Genomic DNA, 14,664 nt, shown 5'->3' on the forward strand with positions numbered 1-14,664 from the left:
CGTCAATCGCCAAGTCCTGTAACAGGATGCGCCCCGTGCCTCAATGCCGCGTCCATCCCGAGGGGGTGTGCGTCGGCCGTTTCGGCGGCTCGACCTCGTGATAGGTCCCGTCGATCACCTCGTCCTCCCCCCGGTGCGGGCGCCGGTAGTCCTGACGCGGACCCTCCTGCGAAAAGGACTGCACCTTCACGTTCCGGCGCAGCCAGAGATAGGCGGCGTGCCGGATCGGCGGAGTCAGCAGCGCAAAGCCGACGGCATCTGTGAAGAACCCCGGTGTCAGCAGCAGCGCCCCGGCCAAGAGGATCATCGCGGCATCCGCCAGCGGTTCGGTCGGGTCGCGAAGTTCGGAAAAGCTGCGGCGCAGGTTGTTGATCGCCAGGCGGCCCTGCGCCCGTACCAGCCATGTGCCCAGAAGGGCGGTCGCCAGCACGATCAGAAGCGTCCAGCCAAGGCCGATGAAGCCGCCGACCTGAATGAACAGCGCGATTTCGATCATCGGCACGGCGATGAATGCCAATAGCAGCCACATAGCGTTCGTCCTCTCGTTCCGGTGCGGTAGACTTACCGCCACCCGTCACCTACATAAGGACCGACCGGGCTTTTTCCATGCCCGATTGAACAGAGCCCAAGGGGATTTGATGAACTCGCCTATCATTCAGCTTCTGGTCCTTGCCGGAATCGCGGTCTTCCTGATCCTGCGTCTGCGCAGCGTCCTGGGCACGCGCGAAGGGTTCGAGAAGACGCCGGTGACCCGCTCGGGGCCCTCGAATTCGGAAGCGCGCGGTAACTTCGAGGTGATCGAGGGCGGCCCCGATCCGGACATCGTCGATCATGTGCCCGAAGACAGCCCCGCCGCCGGCGCACTGGCCCGGATGAAGCAGCTCGAGCCGTCTTTTTCCGTGGGGGAATTCCTCGGCGGTGCGCGCGGCGCCTATGAGATGATCCTGATGGGGTTCGAACGCGGCGAAATGGCCGAGATCAAGCCGTTCCTGTCGGAAGAGGTCTACGAAAGCTTCGCCCATGTCGTGAACGAACGCGACGCCAAGGGTCTGACCATCGAGGCGGACTTCGTCGGCGTGAAGGAACTGCAGCTTGTCGACGCGGAACTGGACGACACCTCCCGCGAAGGCGAACTGACCGTGCGCTTCGTCGGCCAGCTGACCTTCGCCGTCCGCGACCGCGCCGGCGAGGTGATCGAGGGCGATCCCAAGTCGATCAAGACGCAGCGCGACGTCTGGACCTTTGCCCGCAAGATGGGAAGCGACGACCCCAACTGGCAGCTTGTCGCCACGGGCGAATGACGCTGGCGCGGCTGGCTGCCCTGCTGGCCGCATTGACCCTGCCGGGTGCAGGGGCGGCGACCGAAACCGGCCTGAGGATTCTCGACTACGCGGATCTCGAGGGGTGGGACGAGGACGATCATCAGGCCGCGCTCGAGACGTTCCGGAACACCTGTGGCGATCTGAAAGCCCCGGACTGGCGCGCGATATGCAGCGTGGCGGCACAGGCGGCCAATGCGCGGACCTTCTTCGAGCTGTTCTTCACGCCGGTCCGGATCGACGACGGGTCCGACACGTTGTTCACCGGCTATTTCGAGCCTGAACTCGACGGGTCGCGCGCCCCGACCGGCCGTTTCCGGTATCCGCTCTATCGCATGCCGCCCGAGGCCCGAGACGGACCCTGGCTGTCGCGGCGCGAGATCGAGACAGGCCGGGCCCTCTCCGGCCGCGGTCTCGAGATCGCCTGGGTCGACGATCCGGTCGAGCTCTTCTTCCTCCAGATCCAGGGGTCGGGCCGCATCCGCCTGACCGACGGCTCGGTCATCCGTGTCGGCTATGGCGGCAAGAATGGCCATGAATACCGCTCGGTCGGACAGGAATTGGTCCGGCGCGGCGTCTACACCCGGCATCAGGTTTCCGCCCAGGTGATCAAGAACTGGGTCCGCCGCAATCCGGTCGATGGCCCGGAACTGCTGCGGCACAACCCCTCCTACGTCTTCTTCCGCGAAGTTGGCCATGTCGCGCCCGAGGACGGGCCGGTCGGCGCGATGAACCGTTCGGTCACGCCGGGCCGCAGCATTGCCGTCGATCCTGCCTATACGCCGCTGGGGGCACCCGTCTGGATCGAGACCGAGGGCAAGACGCCGATACGCCGTCTCATGGTGGCGCAGGACACCGGATCGGCGATCAAGGGTGCGCAGCGCGCCGACATCTTCGTCGGTACCGGGGATGCGGCCGGTCGCACGGCGGGTCGGATGAAGGACGGCGGCCGCATGATCGTGCTGCTGCCGATCCAGCGCGCCTATGCCATGCTTCCCGAGGAGAACCTATGAGCCGCCGCCTGCGCCCCGAGGAACTGGACCTATGGCGGAAGGTGGCGCAGTCGACGGACAAGCTGAACCGCCCCCGTCCCAAGGCCGAGACCCGTCCGACGCCCAAGATCGCCAGACCCGGTCCGAAACCCGAGCCGGACCCGATCCCGGAGTTCCGCATCGGACAGGCGGGGCAGGGGACCCGTCCGGGGCACGAGCTCATGTCCTCGGTTGCCGACCGGCTCGATGCCACGCCGGTCCGCATGGATCGCAAGACGCACACCCGGCTGAAACGCGGCAAGGTGAAACCCGAAGCTCGCATCGACCTGCACGGCATGACCATGGATCGCGCGCATCCCGCGCTGACCGGTTTTATCATGCGGTCGGCTTCGGAAGGCCGGCGGCTGGTCCTGGTGATCACCGGCAAGGGTAAGGACCGCGACGGCGACGGACCCATCCCGGTCCGGCGCGGCGTCCTGCGCCACAACGTGCCGCACTGGCTGTGCGTGCCGCCGCTGAACCGGCTGGTCCTTCAGGTCGTGCCGGCACACGTCCGCCACGGAGGCGGCGGAGCCTACTACGTCTACCTCCGCCGCCTGCGTTCGTAGGTCAGAGGACGTAGCGGCTCAGATCGGCCGAGGCGGCCAGCTTGCCGACATTCTCGTTCACGAAATCCGCATCGACCGAAATCGTCTCGCCCGTCCGGTCCGGCGCATGGAAGGACAGCTCTTCGAAGACCCGTTCCATGATCGTGTAGAGCCGGCGCGCGCCGATATTCTCGACCGACTGGTTCACATCGGCCGCCGTTTTGGCAAGCGCCGCGATCCCGTCTTCGGTGAAGGTGACGCTGACGCCCTCGGTCTCCATCAGCGCGGTGTACTGACGTGTCAGGGCATTGTCCGTCTCGGTCAGGATCGCGACGAAATCGGCTTCTGTCAGCGATTGCAGCTCGACCCGGATCGGCAGGCGGCCCTGCAGTTCCGGCAACAGGTCCGAGGGCTTGGCCACGTGGAACGCGCCCGAGGCGATGAACAGGATGTGATCCGTCCTGACCGCCCCGTACTTGGTCGAAACCGTGGTGCCCTCGATCAGCGGCAGCAGATCGCGCTGGACCCCTTCGCGGCTGACCTCTGCGCCGCGGGCGTCCGAGCGCGCACAGACCTTGTCGATCTCGTCCAGGAACACGATCCCGTTCTCCTCGACCGCCGTCAGGGCCGCCCGGTTGACCGTCTCGTCATCCAGCAGCTTGTCCGCCTCTTCGCCCAGCAGCACCTCGTAGCTGTCGGCGACTCGCATCTTGCGTCGCACCGTCTTGCCGCCGAAGGCCTTGCCGAAAATGTCGCCCAGGTTCATCATCCCCATCTGCTGGCCGGGCTGACCGGGCATGTCCAGCATGGCCATCGGGTTCGAATTGTCGGCGAGGTCCAGTTCGATCTCGGTATCGTCCAGTTCACCGTTGCGCAGCTTCTTGCGGAACATCTCGCGCGTGCCTTCACGGGCGTCGGACCCGGCAAGCGCCTCGATCACGCGATCCTCGGCCATCTTGTGCGCCGTGGCCTTCACATCTTCGCGCATATGCTCGCGCGTCATGGCGATGGCACTGTCCATCAGGTCGCGCACGATCTGTTCGACGTCCCGGCCGACATAGCCGACCTCGGTGAACTTGGTCGCCTCGACCTTGATGAACGGCGCGCGGGCCAGCTTGGCCAAGCGGCGGCTGATCTCGGTCTTGCCGACACCGGTCGGGCCGATCATCAGGATGTTCTTGGGAAACACCTCGTCGCGCAGGTCGTCCTCCAGCTGCCGGCGGCGCCAGCGCGACCGCAGCGCGACGGCGACCGCGCGCTTGGCGTCCTTCTGGCCGATGATGAACCGGTCGAGTTCCGAGACGATTTCGCGGGGGGTCAGGTCAGTCATGCTCTTTCCTCAGCCGCCGATACGTTCGACGGTCAGATTTCCGTTGGTATAGACACAGATCTCGGCGGCGATCCCGAGCGATTTGCGGGCGATTTCCTCGGCCGCGGCATCGGTGTCGATCAGCGCCCGCGCGGCGGCGAGCGCATAGTTCCCGCCCGAACCGATGGCGGCGACACCGTATTCCGGTTCGAGCACATCGCCCGCGCCGGTGACGATCAGCAGTTCCTTGCCGTCGGTCACGATCAGCATCGCCTCGAGCTTTTGCAGGTACTTGTCGGTCCGCCAGTCCTTGGCCAGCTCGACGCAGGCGCGCTGCAACTGCCCCGGCGTCGCCTCGAGCTTGCTCTCGAGCCGTTCCAGCAAAGCGAAGGCATCCGCCGTCGATCCCGCGAACCCGCAGACCACGTCATATCCGCCGGGCGACAGCCGCCGCACCTTGCGCGCGGTGCCCTTCATCACGGTCTGGCCCATGCTGACCTGTCCGTCGCCCGCCACGACGACCTCGTCGCCCTTGCGGACACCGATGATGGTGGTGCCGTGCCAGCCGGGGAAATCCTTGTCTGCCATTCAGATACTCCTTGCGTTGGCGCTCTATATGCGATTGCCGCACGGTCGCGACAACCCCGGCCGCTTGCCGGACCCCGCGGCACCGGCTAGCGTCGCGCCATGCCGCGCCGCGCCACCCTGTATCTCGAGCCCTCCCTGCGGAAGAGCGCCGAGGAGGGCGCGCACAATTTCATCGCGCGGCTGACCGGGGTCCTGCGGGCGCAGGGATTTTCCGTGTGCCATCGCCCGGAGGAGGAGGCGGGAACCGACCCCGAAACCTTCGCGCTGACCCACATGAAGCCGCCGCCGCCCGGCGGTCTGACCTTCCGGCGGGTCTATCATTATCCCTTCTGGGCCATCGAAAGCACGGCGGAACGCTGGAACTGGACGGTGGCGAAATCGCCGTATTCGCCCGAAACAGTCCCTGTGTCCGACTCCGCCCGCTTCTATCGCCGCTGGCAGGACCGTCTGTTTCCCGACAGCGCGGAAACGGCCGCGCGCGACGGGTTCGTCTACGTTCCTTTGCAGGGCAGGCTACTGCAGCGACGCAGCTTCCAGTCCTGCGCGCCGATCAAAATGCTGGAGCAGGTTCTGGACCGCGACCGACAGCGCCGCGTGGTCGCGACCCTGCATCCCGGCGAAACCTATTCGACCGATGAGAGCGAGGCCCTGACACGGCTCGCCGCCCGGCACGACCGGTTGGAGCTGCGGACCGGCGGAATGGAGCCGTTGCTGCGCACCTGCGATTACGTGGTCACGATGAACTCGTCCGCCGCCTTCGACGGCTACCTGTTCGGCAAGCCCTGCATCCTCTTCGGCAGGATCGACTTTCATCACATCGCGCTGAAGGCCACTCCGCGGGACCCGGCCGCCTTTGACAGGGTGGCGGACCACCGGCCTGATTATGCCCGCTATCTCTGGTGGTTCTGGCAGAAGATGTCGATCAACGCCGGGCGACCCGAGGCCGAAGCCCGCATACGCGACGCGCTGGTCCGTGGCGGCTGGCCTCTGAAATGAAAAGGGCACCCCGAAGGGTGCCCTGAAAGCGGTCGGAACCGGTAACCGATCAGATCGACTCTTCGATCCAGGCCTTGAGCGACGCCTTGGGGGCCGCGCCGGCGCGGTTCGAGATCACTTCGCCGTCCTTGAAGATGAACAGGGCAGGGATCCCGCGAACGCCCAGCTGCATCGGAGTGTTCGGGTTCGAATCGACGTCCACCTTGGCGATTTTCAGTTTCTCGCCAAACTCTTCCGAGAGTTCCTCGAGGGCCGGGCCGATCTGTTTGCAGGGGCCGCACCATTCGGCCCAGAAATCCACCACGACGGGGACTTCGGAATTTTTAACTTCGCTATCAAAGGTATCGTCGGTGACGGCAACGGTCGTCATGGGTGTCTCCTGGACTGGGGCTGGGCTTCGGACCCAGAACGTAGGGAGGTGCCGGGCGAAGTTCAAGAAGTTGTGGTGTCGTGCAACGCCGCGATCACAAGATCCTGAGGCAGCACCATCAGGTCCGCCGTCCGTGTCCACAGCAGCGCCGTTTCGATCTTGCGGCCGGGATAGATGCGGGCAAGCGCGGCGGCATAGGCCCCCATCTGCCGCAGCAGCGCATCGGGCACCTGCTCGGGCCGGTCGGGCACCACGGCATTGGTCTTGTAATCCACGGCCAGCACCGTCTCGTTCCCGACGATCAGCCGGTCGATCGTGCCGTGGATCCTGCGCCCGTCCAGCGCGTCCAGATCGGCCGTGACCGACACCTCCACGAGCGCCTCGGGGCCGAAGAGATGCCGCAGGTTCGGGCGAAAGAGGATGCGCTGCGCCTCGCCGGTGAGCAGGGCCAGTTCCTCACCTTCCGCCGCATCGGGCCCATGCCCGAGGACAAAGGCGGCGCGATCGGCCAGCTCGGTCTCGGGAACGCCGGGCAGGTGCTCCAGCAGGCGGTGGATCTGGCGACCCCGCCGTTTCGCCGCTTCCTCGTCCAGCCCTTCTTCGCCCGGCAGGGCCTTGGCCCCTCCAAGCTCCGAGGGGCTGAGCGTCCGTGGCGCGGCCGCGGCCCGGGGCGCAGGGCGCGTCGCCCAGTCGGGCAGGGCGGGTCGCCTGTCCTGCCGGGCTGGTGGGTCGATCGGCGTCAGCCCCTGCCAGTCGCCGCTCTCCAGCCGTAGTCCCTCGCCATCCGGGCGGATCAGCGGGGCGGCGCCGAGCGCCGTCATCCCGTCGCGAATCCGCTCGTACCAGGTGTCCCCGGACTTACCGAGTTCGCCGGCCGCGGCGACGATCAGCCACTTCTCGGCCCGGGTCATCGCGACATACAGCAGGCGGTCGGTCTCTTCCCGTTGCTTGCGCAGCTTGGCCTCGCGCAGCCCGGCAAGCAGCGGCGGCGCCTCTCGCGCGGGCATGTTCCACCAGACCAGATCGTCGTCCGAAAGCACCTCGCCGCGCAATTCCTCGCGCCGGGCCTGGGTTTCGGGCATGAAGACGACCGGCGCCTCGAGCCCCTTGGACCCGTGCACCGTCATCACCCGGATCCGCGACCCGGCGCTCTCCATCTGGCGCTTCACCTCGGGGTCGTCGCCCTGGAGCCAGACAAGGAACCCCGTCAGGCTTGGCACATCCGTCCGTTCATAGGCCAGCGCCTGATCGAGAAGCGCGTCGATCCCGTCCTGCGCCTCGGTGCCGAGCCGCGCCATCAGCCGCCGCCGTCCGTCATGTCGGATCAGCACCCGCTCCAGCAGTTCGTAGGGCCGCAGGAAATCCGCATGATCCCGCAGGTCGCGCAGGATCCTCCGGGTTTCCGCGTGATCCTCGCGCGCGTCCAGCGCGGGCCACAGCCGCTTGGTCTCGCGCCGATGCGCAAGATCGAAGAGCATCTGTTCGTCCCAGCCGAACAGCGGAGACTTGAGCACCGCCGCGAGGCCAAGGTCGTCATCCGGCGTCGCGAGGAAAGACAGCAGCGCGGTCAGATCCTTGACCGCGATCTCGGCCCCGATCCGCAGCCGGTCCGCCCCCGCGATGTCCAGGTCCTCGCCCTTGCAGGCCCGGATGATCTCGTGGAAAAGCCGCCGCCGGCGCCGCACGAGGATCAGGATGTCGCCGGCGTGGATCGGCCGCGCCGTGCCGTCGCCAAGGGGCAGGGGCGTCCGGTCGTCGATCATCCCCCGGATGGTCCGCGCGATGCGGCGCGCCAGGACGACGTTGTGGTCCTGTTCACCGGGCAGATCGACCGGATCGTCCCATTCACCCTCTTCGGTGTTCTCGACCTTTTCCACCAGCGGCCAGAGATCGACCCGCCCGGGCAGTGTCTCGTGAAAAGCGATGTGGGTTTCGTCGGGCGAGAACCCGGCCTCGACCCGCCCCTCGAAGACCTTGTCCACCAGCGCAAGAAGGGCGGGGGCCGACCGGAAGGAATGCGCCAGGGCCATCCGCTGCAGCGGCGTGCCGAGGGCCGTCAGACGGTCGTCGAATTCCTCGCGCATGCGGTCGAATTCCGAGGGGTCCGCCCCCTGAAAGGAATAGATCGACTGTTTCTTGTCGCCGACGACGAAGATCGTCCGCGTCTTGTCGTCCTGCGCTCCCGCCCCGCTGGTGAATTCCCGGGCGAGGGCCTGTATCACCTGCCATTGCACGGGCGAGGTATCCTGCGCCTCGTCGACGAGGATATGGTCGATCCCCCCGTCCAGCCGGAACAGGACCCAGGCCGACACGTCCTGATTGGTCAGCAGATCGCGCGCCCGCAGGATGAGATCGTCGAAATCCATCGCCCCGCGCAGCATCTTGGCCCGCGCATAGTCCGGCAGGAACAGCCGGGCAAAATCGTGCAGCGCCACGGTCCGGTCCAGAAGCTCCAGCGCCAGCCGACGGGACCGCGCCGTCTCGACCCGCGCCATCAGCGGCTCGATCCGGTCCATCAATTCGGGATGGGCCGATTGCGTCGCCTTGGTCGGAACCTTGCCTATCTTGGCCGAAAACGGCTCTTTCTTCAGCAGGAAGCAGTCTTCCAGTACAGCCAGAGCCCTGAGATCCGGCGCCGTGACGCCGGCCAGCTTCTCCGCCAGCTTGACGTCGTTCGCCGACCCCCCTCTGGCCGCGGCGCAGAGCGCGGCGATATCGCCCATCTCGCTACCCAGGAAGACATCGCCCAGCAGGTCGCCGACCTCGTATCCGGCGGGAAGTCCCAGAGCGCGCTCCAGCGCGTCGCGGCCGGGTTGACGCGACAGCAGGTCCGCGTGGCCGGCGACGGTCGCGGCCAGACCTTCCATCGAGGCGCCGGAATAGAACAGGGCGACCCGTTCCAGAACCCCCGCATCCGGCCTGCGCGCCAGCCGGTCGATCACCTCGGCCCGCAGCAGGGTGGCGTCGCGTTCCTCCATCTCGGTGAACTGCGGGCTCACCCCGGCCTCGAGGGGAAACCGCCGCAGCAGGGCCGCGCAGAAGGAATGGATGGTCTGGATCTTCAGGCCGCCCGGCGTCTCGATGGCCCGTGCAAAGAGGGTCCGCGCCAGGTTCAGCCGCCCGGCCGTCACCCTGTCCTCGATGCCCAGCGTCTCCAGTTCGGTCCGCAGCTGGTCGTCGGGCAGCATCGCCCAGTGTCCCAGCCGCTTGAAAAGCCGGTTCTGCATCTCGGTCGCGGCGGCCTTGGTATACGTCAGGCAGAGGATGTGCTGCGGCAGCACCCCGTCCAGCAGAAGCCGCGCGACGCGGTCGGTCAGCACCCGTGTCTTGCCCGATCCCGCATTGGCCGCCAGCCATGTGGACCGGTCGGGGCGGGCGGCATCCACCTGCCGCTGCGAAGCGGTGTCGCGGCTCATGTCACGGACCTCCGTTCGGCGGCCGTCGAGACGTCCCATTCGCCGAACCGGGCAAGGTGATCGTAATCGCCCGGCATGTCGGCCTTGAACATCGCCCGCCGCGCGGTGAATGGCTGGCCGGCATCGAGATACCGCTCGATCAGCGTGGTGAACCGCGCCCAGACCTGATCGGCGGGCAGGTCCTCCAGCGGGGCATCGACCTCGTCGGTGTTCGATCCCAGCCCGACGAAGGCCGCGCGCAGGACATGCCTTGGCCGGATCCCCTCGAAACCCCCGCGCTCGGCCATCGCCGCCTCGAGCAGGAGCTGAAGGTCAAAGCTCATCTGTTGCCGGGCCGAAGACATCTGCCCCGTCTTGTAATCGTAGATCAGCGCGTTTCCGGCCGGGTCCAGGTCGATCCGGTCGGCCTTGGCGGTCAGGTCGAACCCCGGGCCGGGCAGGGTGGCGCGGCCCGGCACCTCGAACCGTGCCGGCCGGCCCTGCGCCAGCCGCCCCGCCTCGCCGGTGACGACGGCCTCGGCGATCCGCGTCATCCGCGCCAGCCAGAGCAGCCGGGCCTCGGCCCAGGGGACGTTGTCGGCCAGAACCCTCCGGGTCAGGGCAAGCAGCTCATCGGCGCTCAGCCGCTCCGGGTCGGCGGTGGCCGCGCGCACGAAATGCTCCATCACTTCGTGCAGCACCGTGCCGCGCTGCAGGGCGTCGGGTTCCTTCATCAGCGGATCGAGCGGCCGCAGGCGCAGAACCTCGCGCGCATAGATGGCATAGGGGTCGCGGATCAGGGTCTTGATCTGCGTGACCGAAAGCCGCCGCGGCCGGGCCTCGACAGGCGGGGCTGGGGCGGGCCTGGGGGCGGGATCGACCGGGTCCACCTGCTCGAGCTGCGACGCCATCCCAAGCCAATGGGCCCCGCGCGCCCGCGCCCCCTCCAGCGCCGAGCGGCCCCCGGGCCCCAGACCGTTCAACAGGTTGGTCAGCCGGTTCAGCCAGCGGGAGGCGACGGTCTCGGCCTCCGGTCCGCGCAGCGCCCGCGTCAACCAGACCTCGGGCGCGCCGATGGCCTGCTGGAAATCGTGCGCCGACAGTCCGATCCGCCGCTCCGGCAGCAAAAGCCCCACCTCGGCGCGCATCGCGCGGTTCAGCCAGGGATCGGGGGCGGGCACTTCGGGCCAGGTTCCTTCGTTCAGGCCGCCCAGGATCACCAGATCGGCCCCCTGCACCCGCGCATCGCGGGTTCCCCAGATCAGGATGTGGGGATGCGGTGTCTTGCTGTCGCGTTCCTCGGCTCCGCGCAGGATCGATGTCAGCAGGTTGGTGAAGTCCTCGGCCCCGATCTCGCCGGCCGCATCCGCCGCGCCGGCCAGTTCGTCAAGCTTGGCGCGCACGTCCTGCCCCGCGTTGCCGGCCCAGAGCGTACCCGCCCCGCCTGCGCCGCAACCCCGAGACAGGGCTTCGGCCCGGGCAACGAGCGCGGCGATCCGGTCCGACAGCCGCGGCAAGGCATCCTGCGCCGGGCCGAAGGCCTGGTCCGCGACCCATTCGGCCCAGGCGTCGGCGATCTCGCTGTCCTGCTTGGCGGCGAACCGCCGGATCGTGTCGCCATCGGGAAAGGGTGGCCCGTTGCGGCGCAATTCAGTCTCTAATCCGCGGGTCAGTCTCAGGTGCGGCCCCCGGTCCGACCCCGTGTGACACAGCGGATGCTTGAGCAGCGCCAGCAGGCCCGCGGCCCCGTGTGTCGCATGCGAGAGCTCCGCCACCTGCCGCAGGAACCGACCCGGCGGCGTCAGGTGCAACGGTTCGCCCGCGCTGTCGTCGGGAAGGATGTCCCACCGTCCCAGCGCCGCTGTCACTTGCCGCGACAGAAGGCGGTCCGGGGTGATCAGCGCCGAATTCTGCCCATCCTCGGCGGCCTTCCGCAGCCTCAGCGCGATCGCCTGTGCCTCGTCCCGGCCCGAGGGCGCCTCGATCAGGGTGACAGTCTCCATCGCGCGGTCGAGCCCGGTCAGCGTCGGCCCCTCGGCCAGCCACTGGTCGGTGACGGGGGCCGGCCGCAGCGCGAGGGACACGAGCCGGTTGCGATCGTCGTTCTGTTCTGACTCCCGCCAGAGCCGCACGTCCCCGGGCCGCCGGTCGAGCGACCGCATCAGCCGGCGATACCGGAACTGGGGATGGTCCTCGCCGGTCAGGCTGTCGTCCAGGTTGTTGTCCCAGACGGCGGGGGGAAGGTCGAAATCGAACCCCGGCAGCACCACCGCCCCCTGCGGCAGTCGCGCGACGGCCTGCATCAGCACGTTGGTCGCCCCCCGCGATCCGGTCGATCCCGCCACGATCACCGGGTCCTGCGGCGGGGCCGCACGCCAGAGGTCCGTCAGATGGTCCGCCACGAGCCGCATGCGTGCGGCCGGGTCGGGCAGGGCCCCTTCGTCTTCCACCTGTTCGACGATCGTCAGGAATTTGAGCGCCCGCGCCCAGTGATCCGAATGGGCCGAAACGTCGAGCGCGCGGATGGCCTCGAAGCTCACCGCCTCGCCCCGCATCTCTTCGAAGACCCCGGCGAGACTGTCGGCCAGATCGTAGAGCGCGGCGCGCGGCGCGAGGTCCGGCTCCCGGTCGATCAACGCGCGCACCAGCGGAACCAGCTCGAGCCGGCGCCGCAGCGGCGAGACGGGCGGCGCGATATGCGCCAGTTCCATGTTGTCCCCCAGGTCGGTGACCAGCCGGATCCGTGGCAGCAGCCGGGCCGGTCCCGCATCGAACAGCGTCCTTATCCGCCGCGCCATGCGTCGGGTGTTGACGATCAGCGTGACGCGGCCCAGCGCCTCGGGGGGCAGGCCGTCCGTCCGTTCCAGCAGACCCTCGACGAGATGGCGGGGAAAATCCGCGCCGGGCGGCAGTCCGAAGAGCCGCGGCTTATCGCTCGGCTCAAACATGGCGGCGCAGCATCTCCTCGGCCAGCGCGATCCCTTCCGGCCGGCCCACGTCGCACCATTCGCCGGGATAACTCAGGACATGCAGCCCCCCGCGCGCGAGCATGTCGTCCCAGAGCAGGTTGAGCGAAAACGCGCTTTCACGGATATCCGCCAGCCCCCCGGTCCGGATGATCTGCGCGCCGGTGTAGATCATCCCGGGCCCCCGCCGCACCGGCGGACCCGCGACGAAATCGCCCCCGCCGGCATGGCCGATGGCCCGCTCCGGCGGTACGCAGAGAAGAAGCGCCTCCATCTCGTCGGTCCAGGCCTCGCGCAGCAGGCGCAGCGGGTTGGGTCCGGCCCAGACGGCATCCGAGTTCATGGCCCAGACCGGCCCCGCGCCCAGCAGTCCCAGCGCATTGCGCAATCCCCCTCCGGTCTCGAGGATCTCCGGCTCTTCCCGCAGCGTCCGGACGCCGGTTCCGGCCAGATGCGCCTCGAGCTGGTCTGCCCGGTAGTGCAGGTTCGCCACCACCGGACCCGGGACCACGTCGCGCGCATGGGCGAGGGCATGGTCGATCAGCGGCCGCCCCGCCACCTCGATCAGGGGCTTGGGCCGGTCGGCGGTCAGCGCGCCCATCCGCGTGCCGAACCCCGCGGCGAAGAGCATCATCGACCGGGGGGTCATCGCCGCAGCCTGTCCAGGATGGCAGCCTTTGGCGCCGGCAGGTCGGCGCGAACACGTGCGGCCACGGGGGCCAGGGCCGGATGGGCGAGGCTGCGCATCATGTGCGCCCAGACCCGGGGGATCAGATCGACATAGTGCTTCTTGCCGTCGCGCCGCGACAGCCGGGCGAAGACCCCGAGGATTCGCAGGTTCCGCTGCGCGCCGACCACGTGATAGCGGGTCTCGAAGGCGTCCCGGTCCAGACCCTGCGCCGCGACGTAGCGCGCGATCATCGCAGAGGCGAGGTCCTCGGGCACGTCGCGGCGCGCATCCATCAGCAGCGACACGAGGTCGTAGGCCGGATCGCCCAGCATCGCGTCCTGGAAATCCAGCAGCCCGACCCGCGCTACCCCGGCACGCTCCGGCAGCCAGAGCAGGTTTTCCGCGTGATAGTCCCGCAGAACGGTCACGGAGCATTCGGCATGATCCGACAGGACGGGCGAAAAGGCCTCGATGAAGGCCGCCCGCGCGGGGACGTCCGGCCCGGTGCTTTCGCCCAGGTACCAGTCGTAGACCAGCGCGGCGAGCGGCGCCATCTCGCCGGCGTCGAACCGGGCGAGGCCGGGCATCGGCGCGGCGCGATGCAGCGCGATGAGCACATCGACGGCAGCCGCATAGATCGCCTCTTCGCAGGAGGGGTCGCGCTCGACCACACGGGCGAAGATGTCGTCGCCCAGATCCTCGATCAGCAGGAACCCGTTACCGGCATCCTCGGCCAGGATGCGCGGCGGTGTCAGGCCGATCCCCTGAAGGTATCGCGCCACGGCGACAAAGGGCCGGACGTCCTCGTCGCGATCGGGCGGCGCGTCCATCAGGACCGCGCTGTCGCCGCCTAGGAACAGCCGGTCGTACCGCCGGTTCGAGGCGTCGCCGGCCAGCGGCCGGATCTCGGCCCCGGCCCAGCTTGTGCCCGCTAGGAACGTCCGGGCCAGGTCTTCTCGCGTCGTCATCTCAGGCATCGGTCTCCGCGGGTAGTCGCGCGGCCCAGGCTTCGGGCCCCTCGGCCTTGATGCGGCGCATGCCGTCCTCCGCCACCTCGAAGGTCAGGCAGAGCGCGCCCGCAGGGGCGAGATCGCCCAGCCGGTCGGGCCATTCGATCAGGCAGACCGCGGTTTCGAACGCCTCTTCAAGTCCCAGTTCGACGACTTCGGTGGCTGACGACAGGCGATAGAGGTCCGCGTGCCAGATCTCGCCCGCGCCCGTCTGGTAGGTCTGCACCAGCGTATACGTCGGCGAGGGTACATCCTCGGGGACGTCGAGGAGAGACTGGATCAGGCAGCGGGCGAAATGGGTTTTGCCCGCACCGACCGCCCCGTCGAGCAGGATGGTGTCGCCGGGCCGCAACCCTGCCCCGACGAGGCATGCCAGATCGCCCGTCTCTTCGGGCGAACGGGTCAGGTAGATGCGGTGCGGTCCGGTCATGGCCCGACATTACAGCCGTGCCGCGCACCCGC

At 68.3% G+C, this 14,664-nt stretch carries 13 protein-coding genes; 4 read left to right on the forward strand and 9 right to left on the reverse strand.

Translation table 11 applies throughout. The features are described from left to right. Positions 1-40: 40 nt before the first annotated feature. Positions 41-529, reverse strand: coding sequence for an FxsA family protein (locus OB2597_RS16445; protein WP_009806739.1), 489 nt, complete (start codon positions 527-529; stop codon positions 41-43). Positions 530-638: 109 nt separating this feature from the next. On the opposite strand from OB2597_RS16445, the gene OB2597_RS16450 reads away from it, so the two are divergent. The 3 genes from OB2597_RS16450 to OB2597_RS16460 are packed head-to-tail and all read left to right on the forward strand — an operon-like array spanning position 639 to position 2,919. Next, entirely contained in the window at positions 639-1,301 is a 663-nt protein-coding gene (locus tag OB2597_RS16450; RefSeq protein WP_009806740.1) for a Tim44/TimA family putative adaptor protein, read from the forward strand. Continuing rightward, positions 1,298-2,332, forward strand: coding sequence for a murein transglycosylase A (gene mltA / locus OB2597_RS16455; protein WP_009806741.1), 1,035 nt, complete (start codon positions 1,298-1,300; stop codon positions 2,330-2,332). Before OB2597_RS16450 ends, mltA begins: the two co-directional genes overlap by 4 nt. Continuing rightward, positions 2,329-2,919 (forward strand): Smr/MutS family protein, encoded by a 591-nt coding sequence (locus OB2597_RS16460; RefSeq protein ID WP_009806742.1) that lies wholly within the window; start codon positions 2,329-2,331, stop codon positions 2,917-2,919. The genes mltA and OB2597_RS16460 overlap by 4 nt, the downstream gene beginning before the upstream one ends. A gap of 1 nt (position 2,920) precedes the next feature. Here the strand turns inward: OB2597_RS16460 and hslU are convergent, their stop codons facing one another. After that, the gene (gene hslU, locus OB2597_RS16465; protein WP_009806743.1) at positions 2,921-4,228 is read right to left on the reverse strand and encodes an ATP-dependent protease ATPase subunit HslU; all 1,308 of its coding nucleotides are present in this window, start codon (positions 4,226-4,228) and stop codon (positions 2,921-2,923) included. A 9-nt stretch (positions 4,229-4,237) separates the two neighbouring features. Beyond that, positions 4,238-4,795, reverse strand: a complete 558-nt coding sequence (hslV, locus tag OB2597_RS16470) for an ATP-dependent protease subunit HslV (RefSeq protein WP_009806744.1) — start codon at positions 4,793-4,795, stop codon at positions 4,238-4,240. Between the two features lie 99 nt (positions 4,796-4,894). Here hslV and OB2597_RS16475 point away from each other — a divergent pair, with 99 nt between their 5' ends. After that, on the forward strand, positions 4,895-5,791 hold the full coding sequence (locus OB2597_RS16475) for a hypothetical protein (protein ID WP_009806745.1): 897 nt from the start codon (positions 4,895-4,897) through the stop codon (positions 5,789-5,791). Positions 5,792-5,840: 49 nt separating this feature from the next. Here OB2597_RS16475 and trxA read toward each other — a convergent pair whose 3' ends face one another. The 6 genes from trxA to tsaE all read right to left on the reverse strand — a co-directional run bounded on the left by trxA (position 5,841) and on the right by tsaE (position 14,632). Continuing rightward, positions 5,841-6,161, reverse strand: a complete 321-nt coding sequence (gene trxA / locus OB2597_RS16480; RefSeq protein ID WP_009806746.1) for a thioredoxin — start codon at positions 6,159-6,161, stop codon at positions 5,841-5,843. A 62-nt stretch (positions 6,162-6,223) separates the two neighbouring features. Next, on the reverse strand, positions 6,224-9,577 hold the full coding sequence (gene addA, locus OB2597_RS16485; protein WP_009806747.1) for a double-strand break repair helicase AddA: 3,354 nt from the start codon (positions 9,575-9,577) through the stop codon (positions 6,224-6,226). After that, positions 9,574-12,504, reverse strand: a complete 2,931-nt coding sequence (gene addB, locus OB2597_RS16490) for a double-strand break repair protein AddB (RefSeq protein ID WP_009806748.1) — start codon at positions 12,502-12,504, stop codon at positions 9,574-9,576. Before addB ends, addA begins: the two co-directional genes overlap by 4 nt. Beyond that, on the reverse strand, positions 12,497-13,171 hold the full coding sequence (locus tag OB2597_RS16495; RefSeq protein WP_009806749.1) for a nucleotidyltransferase family protein: 675 nt from the start codon (positions 13,169-13,171) through the stop codon (positions 12,497-12,499). The genes addB and OB2597_RS16495 overlap by 8 nt, the downstream gene beginning before the upstream one ends. Next, a complete protein-coding gene (locus OB2597_RS16500; protein ID WP_009806750.1) occupies positions 13,168-14,160 on the reverse strand; it encodes an aminoglycoside phosphotransferase family protein in 993 nt (330 codons plus the stop codon). Before OB2597_RS16500 ends, OB2597_RS16495 begins: the two co-directional genes overlap by 4 nt. A gap of 1 nt (position 14,161) precedes the next feature. Beyond that, positions 14,162-14,632 carry a tRNA (adenosine(37)-N6)-threonylcarbamoyltransferase complex ATPase subunit type 1 TsaE gene (tsaE, locus tag OB2597_RS16505; protein WP_009806751.1) on the reverse strand — a complete coding sequence of 157 codons (471 nt, stop codon included), beginning with the start codon at positions 14,630-14,632 and terminating at the stop codon, positions 14,162-14,164. Positions 14,633-14,664 lie beyond the last annotated feature (32 nt).

The organism is Pseudooceanicola batsensis HTCC2597, from assembly GCF_000152725.1.
Lineage (GTDB): Bacteria > Pseudomonadota > Alphaproteobacteria > Rhodobacterales > Rhodobacteraceae > Pseudooceanicola > Pseudooceanicola batsensis.